This window comes from Candidatus Pseudomonas phytovorans, assembly GCA_029202525.1.
Lineage (GTDB): Bacteria > Pseudomonadota > Gammaproteobacteria > Pseudomonadales > Pseudomonadaceae > Aquipseudomonas > Aquipseudomonas phytovorans.
The window spans coordinates 3,795,156-3,810,580 of record CP119325.1 but is presented as its reverse complement, the minus strand read 5'-3'; the positions used below and the strand labels follow the sequence as shown (position 1 = coordinate 3,810,580).

The following is a 15,425-nucleotide window of genomic DNA, read 5'->3' as shown; positions in this document are numbered from 1 at the left end:
AGTTGTTATGCCAGCCGCTGTCAAATCGACGTGTACCGATATCCAGCCGGCATTGCAGGTGCCCGATGCCGACGCCCTGCACTGGGATGACCACTGTGATGTACTGGTGATCGGCTGGGGGGCGGCCGGCGCCTGCGCTGCCCTTGAGGCCCGCGCCCAGGGCGCGGACGTGCTGGTCGCCGACCGTTTCACCGGCGGCGGTGCCAGTGCCAAGAGCGGTGGCGTGGTCTACGCCGGCGGTGGCACCCGCCAGCAGCAGGCCGCTGGTTTCAGCGACACGCCCGCGGCGATGTTCGCCTACCTCAAGCACGAAACCCAGGGTGTGGTCGCCGATGCAACATTGCAGCGTTTTTGCCAGGACAGTGCCGCCAACCTGGCCTGGCTGGAGGGCCATGGCGTGCCCTATGCCCACAGCATGCCGCCCGGCGGTAAAACCTCGTATCCAGCCGATGGCCAGTTTCTCTATTACTCCGGCAATGAGCTGGTACCGTCGCACCGTAGCGATTTACCCCCGGCGCCGCGTGGCCATCGCACGGTAGGCAAGGGTCAATGTGGCGCGGTGCTGTATGCGCACCTCAAGGCGGCTTGCCTGCGCAACGGCGTGCGGCCGCAACTTCAGTCCGCTGCCCGGCGCCTGGTAAGCGACCAGACCGGCAGGGTAGTCGGCGTAGAGTTGTGGTGCCTGCCAGCCGGTAGTGCCCAGGCGCGGTTGCATGCCAAATGGGCGGCGCGTGCCGAACGCCTGCAAAACTTTGCCCCACGCTACTGCGACACCTTGCGCAAACGCGTGCGCCAGCTGGAAATCGACTTTGCCCGGCCGCGGCTGGTACGCGCCCGGCGAGGGGTGGTGCTGAGCACCGGTGGCTTCATCTTCAACCGCGAGATGGTCAGCGAGCATGCGCCTAAGTTTCGCCGCAACTTCAAAGTCGGCGCGACCGGCTGTGATGGCAGTGGCCTGCGCCTGGGCGTGAGTGTCGGTGGGGTCAGCGATCGCTTGCAGCGGGTGTCGGCCTGGCGCTTCATCAACCCCCCGTTTTGCTGGCCCAAGGGCATTGTGGTCAACACCCTCGGCCAGCGCTTCGTCAACGAAGAGGTCTACGGCGCCACCCTGGGTCAGCCGCTGTGTGAAGAGCAGGGCGGCAAGGCCTGGCTGGTGCTGGACGCACGCCTGCGCAAGCAGTCGATCAGGCAAGCGCTGTTCGACGGTTACTGGTGGTTCCAGAGTTTGCCGGCGTTGCTGCTGATGCTGCGTGGTGTGCGCAAGGGCCAGAGCATCGAGCAGCTGGCACAGGTTACCGGCATGCGTGCCGATGTATTGCGCAACTCACTGCACGCCTACAACACGGCCGCCCGGGGGGACGCCGAGGATGCCTTCGGCAAGTCGCAAGGCAGCCGTCAGGTACTCGATCAGGGCCCGTACTATGCCTGTGACATTTCCGTCAGCAACCCCCTGTTCCCCCTCGGGGGGTTGACCCTGGGCGGCCTCAAGGTCGATGAAGACAGCGGTGCGGTGCTGGGCGCTCAAGGCCTGCCGATCCCTGGCTTGTACGCGGCCGGGCGTACCGCCATCGGCATTCCTTGCCATTTGTACGTCAGCGGCCTGTCGCTGGCCGATTGTGTGTTTTCCGGGCGACGTGCCGGGCGGTCGCTGACGGCGACCAGGGCAGACGCCGAAATCGAACCCAGCGAGCAATTGATATGAGCCTGGATTACCTGTCAGTACGTGTGAGCCGCGTGATTGAAGAGACCGCCGACAGCCGCTCTCTGGAATTCGAGCTGCCAGAAACGCTCACCGAGCGCTTTGTTTATCGACCTGGGCAGTTCCTGACCCTGCGTGTGCCTCACCAGGGGGGGTGGTTGCCGCGTTGCTATTCACTGTCGAGCACGCCACTGCTTGATGAGCCATTGCGGGTCACGATCAAACGGGTGCGCGACGGGCGCGCCTCGAACTGGCTCTGTGACGCCGTGCAGGCGGGCGATACCTTGCAGGTGCTGGCGCCTGCCGGGGTGTTTGTGCCCCGCCAGCTGGACACAGACCTGCTGCTGTTTGGCGGCGGCAGTGGCATAACCCCGGTGCTGTCCATCCTGCGCTCGGCGTTGTTGGCGGGTACGGGGCGCATTCTGCTGATCTACGCCAACCGCGACGAAGCGTCGGTGATATTCCGTGACGCGCTCAAGGCCCTGGCCAGCGCGCACCCGCATCGGCTGCAAGTGATCCACTGGCTCGACTCGGTGCAGGGCATTGCGTCGGTAGGCCAGTTGGCCGAACTGGCACGCCCGTTCGTCAGTGCCGAGGCGTTCATCTGCGGCCCCGGACCGTTCATGGATGCCGCGGTCGCTGCCTTGCAGGCGTTAGGCATGCCGAGTGCGCAGGTACATGTCGAGCGCTTTGTCTCGCTGCCCGAAGAGGGCGAAGTCGTAGTACCGGCAGCTGTCGATACCCGCCGCCCGAGCAGCCAGCTTTCGGTACGCCTGGACGGTGAAGAGTTCGAAGTGCCCTGCGCCGAAGGCGAAACCCTGCTCAACGCCATGCGCCGGGCCGGCCTGAGCCCGCCAAGTTCTTGTCTTGTCGGCTCCTGTGCGACCTGCATGTGCACGGTCGAAAGTGGTCAGGTGCAGATGCTGCGCAACGATGCCCTTGATCAACACGAAATTGACCAGGGCTGGACGCTGGCTTGCCAGTCCCTGGCCCGCAGCGAGCACCTGCGGGTGCTCTTTCCCGAATAACCCGATTGCCGAGTTTGTCACTATGACTGCATGTTCAGCATTACCGGGCAGCGTACATGCCTGGAACCTGTTGCCTTTGTCGATTCCCGCCTTGTTATTCGCCAGTGCCGAACGCTTTGCCGGGCGGGCAGCGATCGAGGAAGACGGCATTGCCACCGATTACCGGGATTTGCCTGGGTTGGCACTGGGTGTCTGCCGCAGCCTGATGGCACTGGGGATCAAGGCGGGCGACCGCGTGGCGATCTGGGCACCGAATTGCCGTGACTGGGTGGTCGCCGCCCTGGGGGTGCATTGTGCGGGTGCTGTACTGGTGCCGATCAATACCCGCATGAAAGGCGCCGAGGCGGCCGATATCCTGGCGCGTAGCCAGTCGCGCGTGCTGTTGATGCAAGGGGTATTTCTGGGGGTAGACTACCCGGCCATGCTGGCGCCGCTGCGTCCGGCCAGCCTGGAACAGCTGGTGGTGTTTGGCACACGGCAGCCGGCGTTGGCCGGCGACCTGGATTGGTCCGGCTTTCTCGCCAAGGGCGAGTCTGTGAGTGAGCTGCAAGCCCGCCAACGTGCGGTGGCCGTGGGTCCGCGAGACTTGTCCGACTTGCTGTTTACCTCCGGCACCACCGGCAAGCCCAAGGGTGTAATGAGTGCCCACGGGCAGAACCTGCGGGCCTACAACGAGTATGTACGGGTCATTGGCCTGCAGCCGGGTGACCGTTACCTGATCATCAACCCGTTTTTTCATGCCTTTGGCTACAAGGCCGGTTGGCTGACCTGCCTGCTGGCTGGCGCGACTATCCTGCCGCATGCGGTGTTCGATGCCGAAGCTGTGTTTCAGCGCATTGCCGCCGAGCGCATCAGCGTGTTGCCAGGGCCACCGACGCTGTACTTGTCGATGCTGGCTCATCCGCGCCTGGCCGAAACCGATCTGTCGAGCTTGCGCATCGCTGTGACCGGTTCATCGACGATCCCGCCGGTGCTGATCGAGCGCATGCGCCGGGAGCTCGGAGTCGACGTGGTGACCACCGCCTATGGGCTGACGGAGTGTGGCGGCCTGGCGACCATCTGCAACCCGGATGACCCCGCCGACATCGTTGCCGGCACCAGTGGCCGGGCCATCGAGGGCACTGAAGTGTGCATCCGTTCGGCGGATAACCAATCGGTCTCCACGGGCGAGTCAGGGGAAATCTGCCTGCGCGGTTTTCATGTGATGCGGGGGTATTTCAATGACCCGCAAGCGACGGCGCAGGCCATCGATGCCGAGGGTTGGCTGCACACTGGCGATATCGGCAACCTGGATGAGCATGGCAACCTGCAGATTACCGACCGGCTCAAGGATATGTTCATCGTCGGTGGCTTCAACTGCTACCCGGCAGAGATCGAGGCTGGTTTGATCGAGCATCCGGCCATCGCGCAGGTGGCGGTGATCGGGGTTGCGGATGAGCGCATGGGGGAGGTGGGGTGTGCCTGCGTGGTAGTGCGTGCTGGCCAGCAGCTGGATGAGCCGTCGCTGATCGCCTGGGCCAGAGCGCGCATGGCCAACTACAAAGTGCCACGACAGGTCCGGTTTTTCGAAGCGCTGCCGGTGAATGCCTCGAACAAGGTGGTCAAGGGTGAGCTGCGTGAAGCGGTTCTGCAGGCCCCGCGCTAAATTTTGCACAGAATGTTTGGTCATCCATCGTCAAGGGAGCAACTGTCTAGCTCAGAAACTAAAAACTTGCATGATCACTGTGGGAGCGGGCTTGTCCCGCGAACACGGGCGAAGCCCGTGCCATCCAGCGCGGTGCCTGCTTCGCGGGGCAAGCCCGCTCCCACAGAGATCGCGGTGTCCCTCCGCAGGGCTGGGCGCAGGGCCCCTGGTGCGCTTGTTCGGGCTGGGCCGGCCTCAGTGCCCTTCGAACCGGGCAGGCCGCTTTTCAATAAACGCCTGCATGCCTTCTTTCTGATCGCGTGAAGCAAACAGCAGCGCATTGGCTTTGCGCTCCAGCGCCAAACCCGCCTCCAGCGGCGCGTCCATCCCCGCAAGAATCACCTCTTTGATCTGCTCGGCAGCCAACGGCGGCATTGCTGCAACCACCTGGGCCAATTTCAAGCCGTGATCGAGCACCTGGTCATCGGCCACAACTTCACTGACCAGCCCTGAAATCCAGGCCTCCTCAGCCGTTATCGGCTGACCGGTCAGCGCCATCCGCATCGCCTTGGCCTTGCCTACCGCTCGCACCAAGCGCTGGGTGCCGCCAATCCCGGGCATGATTCCGATCCGGATCTCCGGCTGGCAGAAGCGTGCACTCTGCCCGGCAACAATGATATCGGCGAGCATCGCCAGCTCGCAGCCACCGCCATACGCGTAACCGCACACCGCCGCGATCACTGGCTTGGGGCAGTGCTGGATCGACGCCCAGACCCGCTCGGTATGGCGCTGATAGATATCAATCGGGCCCACCCCGGCCAGGCTGTTGATATCGCCCCCTGCGGCAAACACCTTGTCGCCGCCGGTCAGCAGAATGCAGCGCACATCAGGGTTGCTCCCCAGCTCACTGAAGTAGCGAGACAGCAGTGCCTGCAACTCCAGGCTCAGGGCATTGGTGGCGTGCGGGCGGTTGAGCCGCACCAGGGCGACACCTGGCGCCGGGTATTCCAGCAGCACCGGCGCGGTAAGTGAATCGGACATGATCGACCTCTGGCAGTAGGCACCGCAGAGCGGGCGCCATTGCGCGGATTGTTGCCAGCGTGGCGCCGCGCTTCATCGTCCGTTCAGACGACGTGGCCGAGCGGTTTTGTCCCTAGAGTGGCCCTCAACACAAGCATGAGGAGCGTGCCATGAGTGGTCACTCGGGGCTGGATTACAACGGCAAGGTGGTATTGGTCACCGGTGGAACCAAGGGCATTGGCGCCGGCATTGCCCGCAGCTTTCTGGCCGCAGGGGCCAAGGTGGTCGTGTGTGGGCGCAACCTGCCCGAGCAATTGCCGAGCGTGGCGCAGGCGCAGGCGGACTTCATTGCCGCCGATGTGCGCGACCAGGCTTCCTTGCAAGCCCTGTTCGACAACATCCGCCTCGCTTACGGGCGCCTTGATGTGCTGATCAACAACGCCGGCGGCAGCCCCTCGGCCGAAGCCGCCAGCGCCTCGCCGCGTTTTCATGAGGGGATCATCCGCCTCAACCTGATTGCGCCGCTCAATGTCGCCCAGCAAGCCAACCTGATGATGCAGGCCCAGGCCGACGGCGGTTGCATCGTGTTTATTGGCAGCATCAGCGGCCTGCGCGCCTCGCCGGGCACGGCAGCGTACGGCGCAGCCAAGGCCGGCGTGCTGGCCCTGGTGCAGTCGCTGGCAGCGGAGTGGGCGCCCAAGGTGCGGGTGGTGGCGGTAAGCCCGGGCCTGGTACGCACCGAGCTTGCCCACCTGCACTATGGCGACGAGCAAGGCATCGCTGCGGTCAGCGCCGGTATCCCGGCCGGGCGCATGGCGGCACCCGAGGACATCGGCAACGCCTGCCTCTATATCGCTTCACCGCTCGCCACCTACGCCAGCGGTTGCAACCTGTTGCTGCATGGCGGTGGTGAACGCCCGGCTTATCTCGGTGCGGCGCAGGCTGCCCCGCACTGATCGACCCACGTCGGCGTTGCGTTGCGGGCGCCGCTTTGAACACGCAGGAGACGAACTTGGCTGATCCAGAATTGCTATCCAAAGTGCGCGCCCTGGTAGGGCGCGAGTACGGTCGCGTGAACGCCTGGGACGACGTCAACGCGCCCATGATTCGCCAGTGGTGCGAAGTCATAGGCCTTGAAAACCCGCTCTACACCGACCCCGTGGCAGCTGCAAACAGCTGCAATGACGGCATCATCGCGCCGCCACCCATGCTGCAGATCTGGTGCATGGAAGGCTTTCACATCAATAACTACGCACCCGGCTCGACCCGCGAAAACCCTTATGAAGTGCTCGGCCTGATCGAAAGCTACGGCTATCCGTCGGTGGTGGCGGTGAATTCTGAACTGACCTTCGAGCGCAACCTGCGCCTGGGCGAAAAGCTGTACTACACCACGCGCCTGGACTCGGTCGGCGAGGAAAAAACCACCGGCCTTGGCACCGGATTTTTTGTCACCCTGGTCATGAGTTACTTCTCGCAGCAGGCCACGGGCGACGAAAAAGTCGGCGAGCTGTTGTTCCGGGTATTCAAGTTCCGCCCGGCCAACGTGCACAAGGTCCAGGCGCCGCCCCAGCCCGTGGCCGAACCGTTACAGGCCAAGCGTCCGGCGCCGGGTGTCAGCGACGACACGCGGTTTTTCTGGGACGGCTGCAAGGAAGGCAAGCTGTTGATCCAGCGCTGTACGCAGTGCAGCACCTTGCGCCATCCGCCAGCACCGGTGTGCATCGAGTGCCATTGCTTCGACTGGGACACCCGGCAGGTCAGCGGCAAGGGCCGGTTGTACTCCTTCGTGGTGATGCACTACCCACAAGTGGCACCGTTCGATCACCCCAACCCGATCGGCCTGATCGAACTGGACGAAGGCGTGCGCCTGATCGCCGGCCTGGTTGGCGTCAAACCTGAAGACATCAGCATCGGCCAGCGTGTGGAGGTCGAGTTCCAGACCTTCGACGACGACCTGGCGCTGCCGATGTTCCGTCCTGCGGCAGAGTAAGGAGGCACCATGGATTTTGAACTCAGCGAAGACCAGCGTGCCATTGCCGAAATGGCCGGCAGCCTGATGAGCGACTACTGCACCGACGAGCGCCTGCGTGACTGGGACCTCAGCGGGCAGGCCTATATGCAAGACCTGTGGCACAGCTGCGTACAAACCGGCCTGCATGCCCTGGCCATTCCCGAGGTGGCCGGTGGCAGCGGGCTGGGCATGACCGAGCTGGTGCAGATCCTCGATGCCCAGGGCGGCGCCCTGGCGCAAGTGCCGTTGTGGCGTCACCAATTGGCCGCGACCACCCTCGCCGAGTTCGGCGACAAGTCGCTGGCGCCGTGGGTGGAACAGGCTGTTGCAGGCACAGGCTTGCTGACCTTGAGCCTCGATGGCCTGAACACGGTGCGCGGCATCGAGCTTGAGGCCAGCGCAGAAGAGGGCGGATGGCGCCTCGACGGCCGGGTTGCGGCGCTGGCCCTGGCCGAGCAGTCGGTGGCAGCGCTGGTGTTGGCCCGGGTGATGGGGCAACCACGGCTGGTCCTGGTGGACCTGCGTCAGTCAGGCATCAGCCATGTAGCGGGGGTCATGACCCACGGCGAAGGCTTTGCCGACCTGAGCTTGCGCGGCGTCACCCTGAGCAATCAGCAGGTGCTGCCTGCTGCCGCCCTGGACTGGCTTGCACCGCGTGCGATTGCCTCTCTGGCGGCCTTGCAGCTGGGCGTCAGCGCCGAGCAGGTGCACCGCACCGTGGCCTATGTCAGTGAGCGTCAGCAGTTCGGCCGCTGCATTGGCAGCTTCCAGGCCGTGCAAATGAGCATGGCCGACACCCATGTGCACCTGGAGGTGTTGCGCAGTGCCCTGTGGCAATTGTGCTACCGCCTCGACGCCGGTCTGCCGGCCCCTTCGCAAGCTTTGGCCACCGCGTACCTGGCGTGCGAAGCCGGGCACCGCATCGGCCACACCGCACAGCATGTGCATGGCGGCATCGGCGTCGACCTGACGTATCCGATCCATCGCTTTCTCTACTGGAGCCGCGCCCTGAGCAGCGCATTGGGCGGGTCGTCGATGATCCTGGAGCGTCTCGGCGACTGGTTGAGCGATAACACTACCTTGGGATGGAAATATGACCTCGATGAACACCAAGCGCTTTGAAGACGTGCGCCCCGGCGAGCAACTGCCCGAGCTGACGATACCGATCACGGTCGGCCTGATTGCCGGTGGGGCGATAGCCACACGCGACTACTTTCCCGGCCACCATGACCTGGACGCGGCGCGCGAGCTGGGTTCGCCCCATATCTTCATGAACATCCTGACCACCAACGGCCTGGTGCAACGCTTCATCGAACAGTGGAGCGGCCCGCAGGTGCAGTTCCGTTCGCTGAAAATCAAACTGGGTGCGCCGAACTACCCCGGCGACAGCATGACCTTCAGCGGCGAAGTGACCCATCAGGATGCCGCTACGCGCAGCCTGGAAGTGACCCTCAAGGGCAAAAACTCCATGGGCAATCACGTGACCGGCACGGTCGCGCTGGTTCTGCCTTGATTCGCGGGAGACAACACAGATGACCAATTCGTCGATTTCCGGGCGCGCCGCCATTGCAGGGCTGGGCGCGACCGAGTTTTCCAAGAACTCCGGGCGCACCGAACTGCGCCTGGCCATGGAAGCGACACTGGCGGCGCTCAAGGACGCCGGAATTGACCCCAGCGAAGTCGAAGGTTTCAGTTCCTATTCGGTCGATAAGGTCCCGGAGTACGAAATTGCCCGCCTGCTGGGTTGCAAGGACGTCAAGTTCTTCTCCCAGGTACCCCACGGTGGTGGCGCCGCCTGCGGGCCGGTGATGCACGCGGCAATGGCGGTGGCCACCGGGGTGGCTAAAGTAGTGGTGGTCTATCGGGCGATGAACGAACGCTCCTGGTACCGTTTCGGCACCGGCAGCTACGGCTTTGCCTCGACGCCGACCTTCGAGAACGTCAATTACGGCTGGTACATGCCCCACGGTTTTCACACCCCGGCGGCCTGGGTCGGCATGTTTGCCCAGCGCTACATGCACACCTACGGTGCTACCTCCGAGGACTTCGGCCGGGTGGCGGTGGCAGTGCGCGATTTTGCCGCCACCAACCCCCAGGCATTTTTCTACGGCAAGCCGATCACCCTTGAAGAACACCAGGCCTCGCGCTGGATCTGCGAGCCGTTGCACCTGCTCGACTGCTGCCAGGAGTCCGATGGCGCGGTGGCGATGGTGATCACCTCGGCCGAGCGGGCCAGAGACCTCAGGCAAAAGCCGGTCATCATCAAGGCCGGCTCGCAGGGCATCAGCGCCGGGCAACAGGTGATGACCTCCTACTACCGCGACGACATCACCGGGTTGCCGGAAATGGGTGTGGTCGCCAAAGAGCTGTACAGCCAGTCGGGCCTGGGCCCGGACGCGTTGCAAACCGCCGTGATCTACGACCACTTCACGCCCTTCGTACTGCCGCAACTGGAAGAGTTCGGCTTTGCCCGGCGCGGTGAGGCCAAGGAATTCATCCGTGCCGGGCACCATGCCCGTGGCGGCAAACTGCCAATCAACACCCACGGCGGGCAACTGGGCGAAGCCTACATCCACGGCATGAACGGCATCGCCGAAGCCGTGCGCCAGGTTCGGGGTACGGCGGCCAACCAGGTGGACAGTGTCGAAAACGTGTTGGTGACCGCCGGAACCGGCGTGCCTACCAGCGGCCTGATTCTCGGCGCGGTATAAGGAGCGTCCCATGTTCGTCGATCTCACCCCCGAACAGCATGCCCTGAGGCTCAAGGTCCGGGACTATTTCCAGAACCTGATGACCCCCGAACTGCGCGAGCAGATGCGTGGCACCGAAGGTGGCGAGCTGTTTCGCCGCACCATTGCCCAGATCGGCCGTGACGGCTGGCTGGCGGTTGGCTGGCCGAAGGCCTATGGCGGCCAGGGTTACGCGGCCACCGAGCAATTGATCTTCTTCGAAGAAGCCAACATCGCCGGCGCACCGCTGCCGTTCGTGACCATCAGCACCGTGGGCCCGGCCCTGATGGCCCACGGCTCGGCGCTGCAAAAAGACAAATTCCTGCCCGGCATTGCCGCCGGCGAGATCAACTTTGCCATTGGCTATTCCGAAGCCAGTGCCGGCAGCGACCTGGCCGTGCTGAAAACCACCGCGCGCCAGGACGCCGACGGCTTTCTGGTCAACGGCAGCAAATTGTGGACCTCGGGCGCCGACTCGGCCGACTACATCTGGCTGGCGGCCCGTACCGACCCCGAACAGGCGCGGCACAAGGGCATCTCGATCCTGATTCTCGATACCCAGGCCGAAGGCTTCTCCAGTACGCTGATCCCGACCTCCGGAAACCCCACGGCCGCCACGTATTACGATAACGTGCGGGTGCCCGGGGAGATGCTGGTGGGCGAACTGCACGGTGGCTGGAAACTCATCACCGCACAGCTCAACCACGAGCGCCTGGGCCTGGGTGCCTGGTCGGACAAAGTCGTCAGCCTGTTCAGCCGGGTTTACCTGTGGGCACGGTGTGCCGATGAGCAGGGCAAACGTGCTACCGACCATGCCTGGGTGCGGCGCGATCTGGCCGAGTGTTATGCCCGGCTCGAAGCCATGCGTCTGATCAACTTCCGTATTGCCGCCGACCTTGAGCGTGACCGCGTCGACGTCGCGCTGGCCTCGACGACCAAGGTCTACGGCTCGGAATCGGCGATCGAGATCCTGCGCAAGCTGTCGGCCATCGTCGGTGCCAGCGGCCTGACGCGGGCAGGTTCTGCGGCGGCGTATCTGCTCGGCGAGCTGGAGTATGAAGTGCGCGCCTCGGTGAACCTGACCTTCGGCGGCGGTACCAATGAAATCCAGCGAGAGTTGATCGCCCAGTTCGGCCTGGGCATGCCGCGCACGCAACGCTGATTCACCGTTGTACCCTTGAAGCGAATAACAATAACGTCCCTTTCAGGTGAAAGAATGAGCGCAATCGAGCAATTCAGGCAAGCGACGCGCCAATGGCTGGAAGCCAATTGCCCGCCATCGCTGCGCACGGCCACCCCCGACGGCGAAATCGTCTGGGGTGGCCGTCAGGTAGACTTTCCCAACGAAGACGCCCGTCTCTGGTTCGAGCGTATGCGTGACAAGGGCTGGTTCTGCCCGCAATGGCCGAGCGAATATGGCGGTGGCGGGTTGAGCACCGAGCACAACGCGGTGCTGGAAAGCGAGCTGCGCCGGCTCAAATGTCGACCGGCGCAGATCAACCTGGGCATCTGGATGCTCGGCCCGGTGCTGCTTGAGTTCGGTAGCGAAGCGCAGAAACAGGCGCTGCTGCCGCCGATGTGTCGTGGCGAAGTGCGCTGGTGCCAGGGCTTCTCCGAGCCCAATGCCGGTTCCGACCTTGCCAGCCTGAAGACCTCGGCGGTGGCCGATGGCGATGACTTCGTGATCAACGGCACCAAAATCTGGACCTCCTACGGCGACAAGTCCGACTGGATGTACGCGCTGGTGCGCACTGATCCCAAAGCACCCAAGCATCAGGGGATCAGCCTGATCGTGCTGGACATGAAAAGCCCCGGGGTGACCGTCGCGCCGATTGACTTGATCAGCGGCAAGTCGGCTTTTTGCCAGGTGTTCTTCGATAACGTGCGTGTGCCGCAAAGCCAGCTGATCGGGCCGCTCAACGGTGGCTGGAACCTGGGCAAGAGCCTGCTGCAGCACGAGCGCAAGGCCATGTCCAAGTTCGGCGAGTTCAGCCTGCCCACGCACTTTCACCTGCTGCCGTTGATCGAACGCTACCTGCCCGACAGCCACGCGCCTGCCGATCAGGCCCTGCGGGCTCGCGCCCAGGCCTGCGCAATGAATGAACATGCCTACAACCTGACCGTGCAGCGCATGGGCGAGGAGGCCAGGGCTGGCCTGGATACCAGCGCAATCATGGCGATCATGAAGCTGGTGCACACCGAGCAGGAACGCGACAAGTTCGAGATTCTCCTCGATGCCCTTGGCTACCGCGCGCTGGGCCTTGAAGGCGAGCCGTTCAGCAGCCAGGAACTGGCGATTACCCGTGGCTGGCTCAACAGCTATGCCCTGACCATTTCCGGCGGTTCGTCGGAGGTGCAGTTGAATGTCATCGCCAAGCGGGTCTTGAACCTGCCCAGCGCTTGAGGGGAGTTTGAAAATGAGTCTGGTGTATAGCGAAGAGCAACGCCTGTTGGCCGACAGCGCCCGCGACTTTCTGGCGGCGCGTAGCCCGGTAGCGGCGCAGCGGCGCCTGCGCGACGCGGCAAGTGCGCCTGGGTATGACCCGCAACTGTGGCAAGAAGCAGTGGGCCTGGGCTGGAGCGGCATTCCATTTCCCGAGGCGTTGGGCGGGCTTGAATTCGGCTGCATGGGCCTGGGGCCGGTTTTTGAGGCCATGGGCAGAAACCTTTCGGCCTCCCCCTTGTTGTCCAGCGTGGTGCTCGGTGGCTCGCTGATCCATCTGGCGGGCAGCGCTGCGCAACAGGACCAGTGGCTGACGGCGGTGATCAGTGGCGAGCGGCGCCTGGCGCTGGCACTGGATGAAAAGCCGCGTCATGCCCCCGAGCACACGGCACTGACCGCGACGGCCGAGTCTGGTGGTTATCGTCTGGATGGCGAGAAGTTCTTCGTCATCGATGGCCTGGGCGCCGATGCGTACCTGGTAGCGGCGCGCACCCGTGGCCGTGCAGGTGAAACGCAGGGCATCAGTGTATTCCTGATACCGGCGAACACGCCGGGCGTGCAGGTCAGCGCATTGACCCTGATCGACTCGCGCAATTGCGCGCGGCTGCGCTTGAGTGCCGTGTACGTGGGCAGCGACGCCTTGCTCGGTACGCTCGGCGCGGCGTGGCCGGTGCTGGACGAGGCCCTGGACCGGGGGCGTGCGTGCCTGGCTGCCGAAATGCTCGGCGCCGCCGAGCAACTGTTCGCCATGACCCTGGATTACCTGAAGACCCGCGTGCAGTTCGACGTGCCCATCGGTTCGTTCCAGGCCCTGCAGCATCGGGCTGCGCGCTTGCATGTGGAGTTGCAGCTGGCCCGCAGCGCTGTAATGGCGGCATTGGCCGCGCTCGACGACAGCGCATTGAGCGCGGCCGAGCGCGGCCGGCGGGTGAGCCTGGGCAAATGGAAAGCCGGTGAGGTGGCCGCCCAGGTCAGCAACGAGGCGGTACAGATGCACGGTGGCATCGGTGTCACCGATGAGCTGGACGTCGGCCTTTACCTCAAGCGGATTCGCGTGGCCCAGGCGTGCCTGGGTGACAGTGACTTCCAGTGTGCGCGTTACGCCGCTTTCGCGTCTTTGGAGAACTAGAACATGAAGCTGGAACAGTGGCGCAATGCCTGGCAGCAGTTGATCGGCCCGGGTTCGCCGTTCGAGGTGGTGTCTTCGCCCGACGACGGCCTGCGGTATTTTCGCCGTGCACCGGCGAACTTGCTCGAAGCCATCGATGCAGGCCGTGCACACGGCGAGCGAGAGTTTCTGGTGTGGGAGCAGCAGCGGCTGACGTTTGCCGGGTTTTTCGATCAGGTCGACCGCCTGGCTGCGCAACTGGCGCAGCGCTTCGGGGTAAAGCAGGGGGACCGGGTGGCCATTGCCATGCGCAATCAGCCTGCCTGGCTGGTGGCCTTTGTTGCGGTCCAGCGCTGTGGCGCGGTGTGCGTGCCGTTGAACAGCTGGGGCCTGCGTGACGAACTGTTCCATGGCCTGCAAGACAGCGGTGCGCAGGTGCTGGTCTGTGACGAGCAACGCCTGCAATTGCTGACGAGCGACCTGCTGGCACAGCGACTGGTCAGCATTGTGGTTGGCATGCCGGCGGGGCAAGCATTATCGGCCAACTGCCAGCGTTTCGAGGCGCTGATCCAGGGGCCGCTGCTGGCGTTGCCGGCCATCGAGATCAATCCGGCTGACCCGGCGCTGATCCTCTATACCTCAGGCACCACCAGCCGGGCCAAGGGCGTGCTGTCCAGCCATCGGGCCATTTGCCAGGCACTGGCGGCACTGGAGTTCCAGTCGGCGTTCTGCGCCGTGAGTTCGCCCGAGCGGATCCAGGCGGTGATCGCCAGTGGCCTGGCACCGACCAACCTGATGGCGGTGCCGCTGTTCCATGTCAGTGGCCTGCATGCGCAGTTTTTGCTGGGGCTGCGCAGCGGCCGGCGGTTGTTGCTGATGTACAAATGGGACGTGGACAAAGCCTTCGACCTGATTCGAGATGAGCGCTGTACCCAGTTCAATGGCGCACCGGTAATGATGCAGCAATTGCTTGGCTCGCCGCGGTTTGCCAGCACCGACAGCGACAGCCTGTACGGCCTCGGCCTGGGCGGGGCGGTGGCCTCCAGTCGGCTGCTGGCGCATATCAGCAAGCGCAAGCCCCATGCAATTGGTGGCAGTGGCTATGGCTTGACCGAAAGCAACGGCATCGGTGCCGCAGTGGGCGGCGATCAGTTCGTCTACAAACCCGACTCGGTGGGCTGGCCGCTGCCGATCGTGGATGTATGCATTGGGCCGGACCCGTATTCACCGCTACCGGCGGGGCGCAGCGGTTTGATCTGGCTACGTTCGCCGACCCTGATGAACGCTTACTGGCGGCTGCCTGAAGCCAGTGCCGAGACCTTGCGCGACGGTTGGCTGGACACCGGTGATATTGGCCACCTGGACGAGGAGGGCTTCCTGTACATCACCGACCGCGCCAAGGACCTGATCAACCGTGCGGGTGAGAAGATATCCGCCAGTGAAGTGGAATCGTGTATCTGCGAAATGCCCGGGGTGACCGAGGCGGCCGCCTTTGCCCTGGCCGATGAGGAACTGGGCGAGCGCCTGGTCCTGGTGTTGCGCAGCGAGCTGCAGCCAGCGCCGACCCAGGACCAGGTGTGTGCCTTTATCGGCCAGCGCCTGGCGGCCTACAAGGTACCGGCCGAGGTACACCTGCAACGTGATCCGCTGCCGCGCAATGCGTCTGGCAAGGTGGTCAAGGCGCAACTCAAGGAATTATTGGTCGGTGCCTGACTGATTAGTCTTTCCGGACGATGTACTCCCCAGCAGATCAGGAACAATGG

General features: G+C 64.0%; 13 protein-coding genes. 12 read left to right on the top strand and 1 reads right to left on the bottom strand.

The window, feature by feature from the left end:
* Positions 1–7: 7 nt before the first annotated feature.
* From P0Y58_16760 to P0Y58_16750, 3 genes are read left to right on the top strand one after another with little or no spacing between them, the layout of a single operon-like run.
* Positions 8–1,702 (top strand): FAD-binding protein, encoded by a 1,695-nt coding sequence (locus P0Y58_16760; GenBank protein ID WEK28557.1) that lies wholly within the window; start codon positions 8–10, stop codon positions 1,700–1,702.
* Positions 1,699–2,727, top strand: a complete 1,029-nt coding sequence (locus tag P0Y58_16755; GenBank protein ID WEK28556.1) for a ferredoxin--NADP reductase — start codon at positions 1,699–1,701, stop codon at positions 2,725–2,727. The genes P0Y58_16760 and P0Y58_16755 overlap by 4 nt, the downstream gene beginning before the upstream one ends.
* A gap of 22 nt (positions 2,728–2,749) precedes the next feature.
* Positions 2,750–4,372 carry a FadD3 family acyl-CoA ligase gene (locus P0Y58_16750; protein WEK28555.1) on the top strand — a complete coding sequence of 541 codons (1,623 nt, stop codon included), beginning with the start codon at positions 2,750–2,752 and terminating at the stop codon, positions 4,370–4,372.
* A gap of 234 nt (positions 4,373–4,606) precedes the next feature.
* On the opposite strand, the gene P0Y58_16745 is transcribed toward P0Y58_16750, so the two are convergent.
* Positions 4,607–5,392: an enoyl-CoA hydratase gene (locus tag P0Y58_16745; GenBank protein WEK28554.1), complete on the bottom strand. Its 786-nt coding sequence runs from the start codon at positions 5,390–5,392 to the stop codon at positions 4,607–4,609.
* Positions 5,393–5,541: 149 nt separating this feature from the next.
* On the opposite strand from P0Y58_16745, the gene P0Y58_16740 reads away from it, so the two are divergent.
* From P0Y58_16740 to P0Y58_16700, 9 genes are read left to right on the top strand one after another with little or no spacing between them, the layout of a single operon-like run.
* Positions 5,542–6,327, top strand: a complete 786-nt coding sequence (locus tag P0Y58_16740) for an SDR family oxidoreductase (protein ID WEK28553.1) — start codon at positions 5,542–5,544, stop codon at positions 6,325–6,327.
* Positions 6,328–6,383: 56 nt separating this feature from the next.
* The gene (locus P0Y58_16735) at positions 6,384–7,361 is read left to right on the top strand and encodes a bifunctional MaoC family dehydratase N-terminal/OB-fold nucleic acid binding domain-containing protein (GenBank protein WEK28552.1); all 978 of its coding nucleotides are present in this window, start codon (positions 6,384–6,386) and stop codon (positions 7,359–7,361) included.
* A 9-nt stretch (positions 7,362–7,370) separates the two neighbouring features.
* A complete protein-coding gene (locus P0Y58_16730) occupies positions 7,371–8,504 on the top strand; it encodes an acyl-CoA/acyl-ACP dehydrogenase (protein ID WEK28551.1) in 1,134 nt (377 codons plus the stop codon).
* Complete coding sequence (locus tag P0Y58_16725) at positions 8,476–8,895, top strand: MaoC family dehydratase (GenBank protein ID WEK28550.1); 420 nt, start codon at positions 8,476–8,478, stop codon at positions 8,893–8,895. The genes P0Y58_16730 and P0Y58_16725 overlap by 29 nt, the downstream gene beginning before the upstream one ends.
* A gap of 19 nt (positions 8,896–8,914) precedes the next feature.
* Positions 8,915–10,093 carry a lipid-transfer protein gene (locus tag P0Y58_16720; protein WEK28549.1) on the top strand — a complete coding sequence of 393 codons (1,179 nt, stop codon included), beginning with the start codon at positions 8,915–8,917 and terminating at the stop codon, positions 10,091–10,093.
* A gap of 10 nt (positions 10,094–10,103) precedes the next feature.
* Positions 10,104–11,273: an acyl-CoA dehydrogenase family protein gene (locus tag P0Y58_16715; GenBank protein ID WEK28548.1), complete on the top strand. Its 1,170-nt coding sequence runs from the start codon at positions 10,104–10,106 to the stop codon at positions 11,271–11,273.
* Between the two features lie 54 nt (positions 11,274–11,327).
* Positions 11,328–12,515, top strand: a complete 1,188-nt coding sequence (locus P0Y58_16710) for an acyl-CoA dehydrogenase family protein (GenBank protein ID WEK28547.1) — start codon at positions 11,328–11,330, stop codon at positions 12,513–12,515.
* A 13-nt stretch (positions 12,516–12,528) separates the two neighbouring features.
* Complete coding sequence (locus P0Y58_16705) at positions 12,529–13,683, top strand: acyl-CoA dehydrogenase family protein (protein WEK28546.1); 1,155 nt, start codon at positions 12,529–12,531, stop codon at positions 13,681–13,683.
* 3 nt (positions 13,684–13,686) lie between these two features.
* On the top strand, positions 13,687–15,375 hold the full coding sequence (locus P0Y58_16700; GenBank protein WEK28545.1) for a class I adenylate-forming enzyme family protein: 1,689 nt from the start codon (positions 13,687–13,689) through the stop codon (positions 15,373–15,375).
* Positions 15,376–15,425: the final 50 nt, after the last annotated feature.

What these genes read in the sequence shown, in the direction of transcription:
- P0Y58_16760 (WEK28557.1), top strand. Translation starts at nt 8, where the DNA reads ATGCCAGCCGCTGTCAAATCGACGTGTACCGATATCCAGCCGGCATTG.
- P0Y58_16755 (WEK28556.1), top strand. Translation starts at nt 1,699, where the DNA reads ATGAGCCTGGATTACCTGTCAGTACGTGTGAGCCGCGTGATTGAAGAG.
- P0Y58_16750 (WEK28555.1), top strand. Translation starts at nt 2,750, where the DNA reads ATGACTGCATGTTCAGCATTACCGGGCAGCGTACATGCCTGGAACCTG.
- P0Y58_16745 (WEK28554.1), bottom strand. Translation starts at nt 5,392, where the DNA reads ATGTCCGATTCACTTACCGCGCCGGTGCTGCTGGAATACCCGGCGCCA.
- P0Y58_16740 (WEK28553.1), top strand. Translation starts at nt 5,542, where the DNA reads ATGAGTGGTCACTCGGGGCTGGATTACAACGGCAAGGTGGTATTGGTC.
- P0Y58_16730 (WEK28551.1), top strand. Translation starts at nt 7,371, where the DNA reads ATGGATTTTGAACTCAGCGAAGACCAGCGTGCCATTGCCGAAATGGCC.
- P0Y58_16725 (WEK28550.1), top strand. Translation starts at nt 8,476, where the DNA reads ATGACCTCGATGAACACCAAGCGCTTTGAAGACGTGCGCCCCGGCGAG.
- P0Y58_16720 (WEK28549.1), top strand. Translation starts at nt 8,915, where the DNA reads ATGACCAATTCGTCGATTTCCGGGCGCGCCGCCATTGCAGGGCTGGGC.
- P0Y58_16715 (WEK28548.1), top strand. Translation starts at nt 10,104, where the DNA reads ATGTTCGTCGATCTCACCCCCGAACAGCATGCCCTGAGGCTCAAGGTC.
- P0Y58_16710 (WEK28547.1), top strand. Translation starts at nt 11,328, where the DNA reads ATGAGCGCAATCGAGCAATTCAGGCAAGCGACGCGCCAATGGCTGGAA.
- P0Y58_16705 (WEK28546.1), top strand. Translation starts at nt 12,529, where the DNA reads ATGAGTCTGGTGTATAGCGAAGAGCAACGCCTGTTGGCCGACAGCGCC.
- P0Y58_16700 (WEK28545.1), top strand. Translation starts at nt 13,687, where the DNA reads ATGAAGCTGGAACAGTGGCGCAATGCCTGGCAGCAGTTGATCGGCCCG.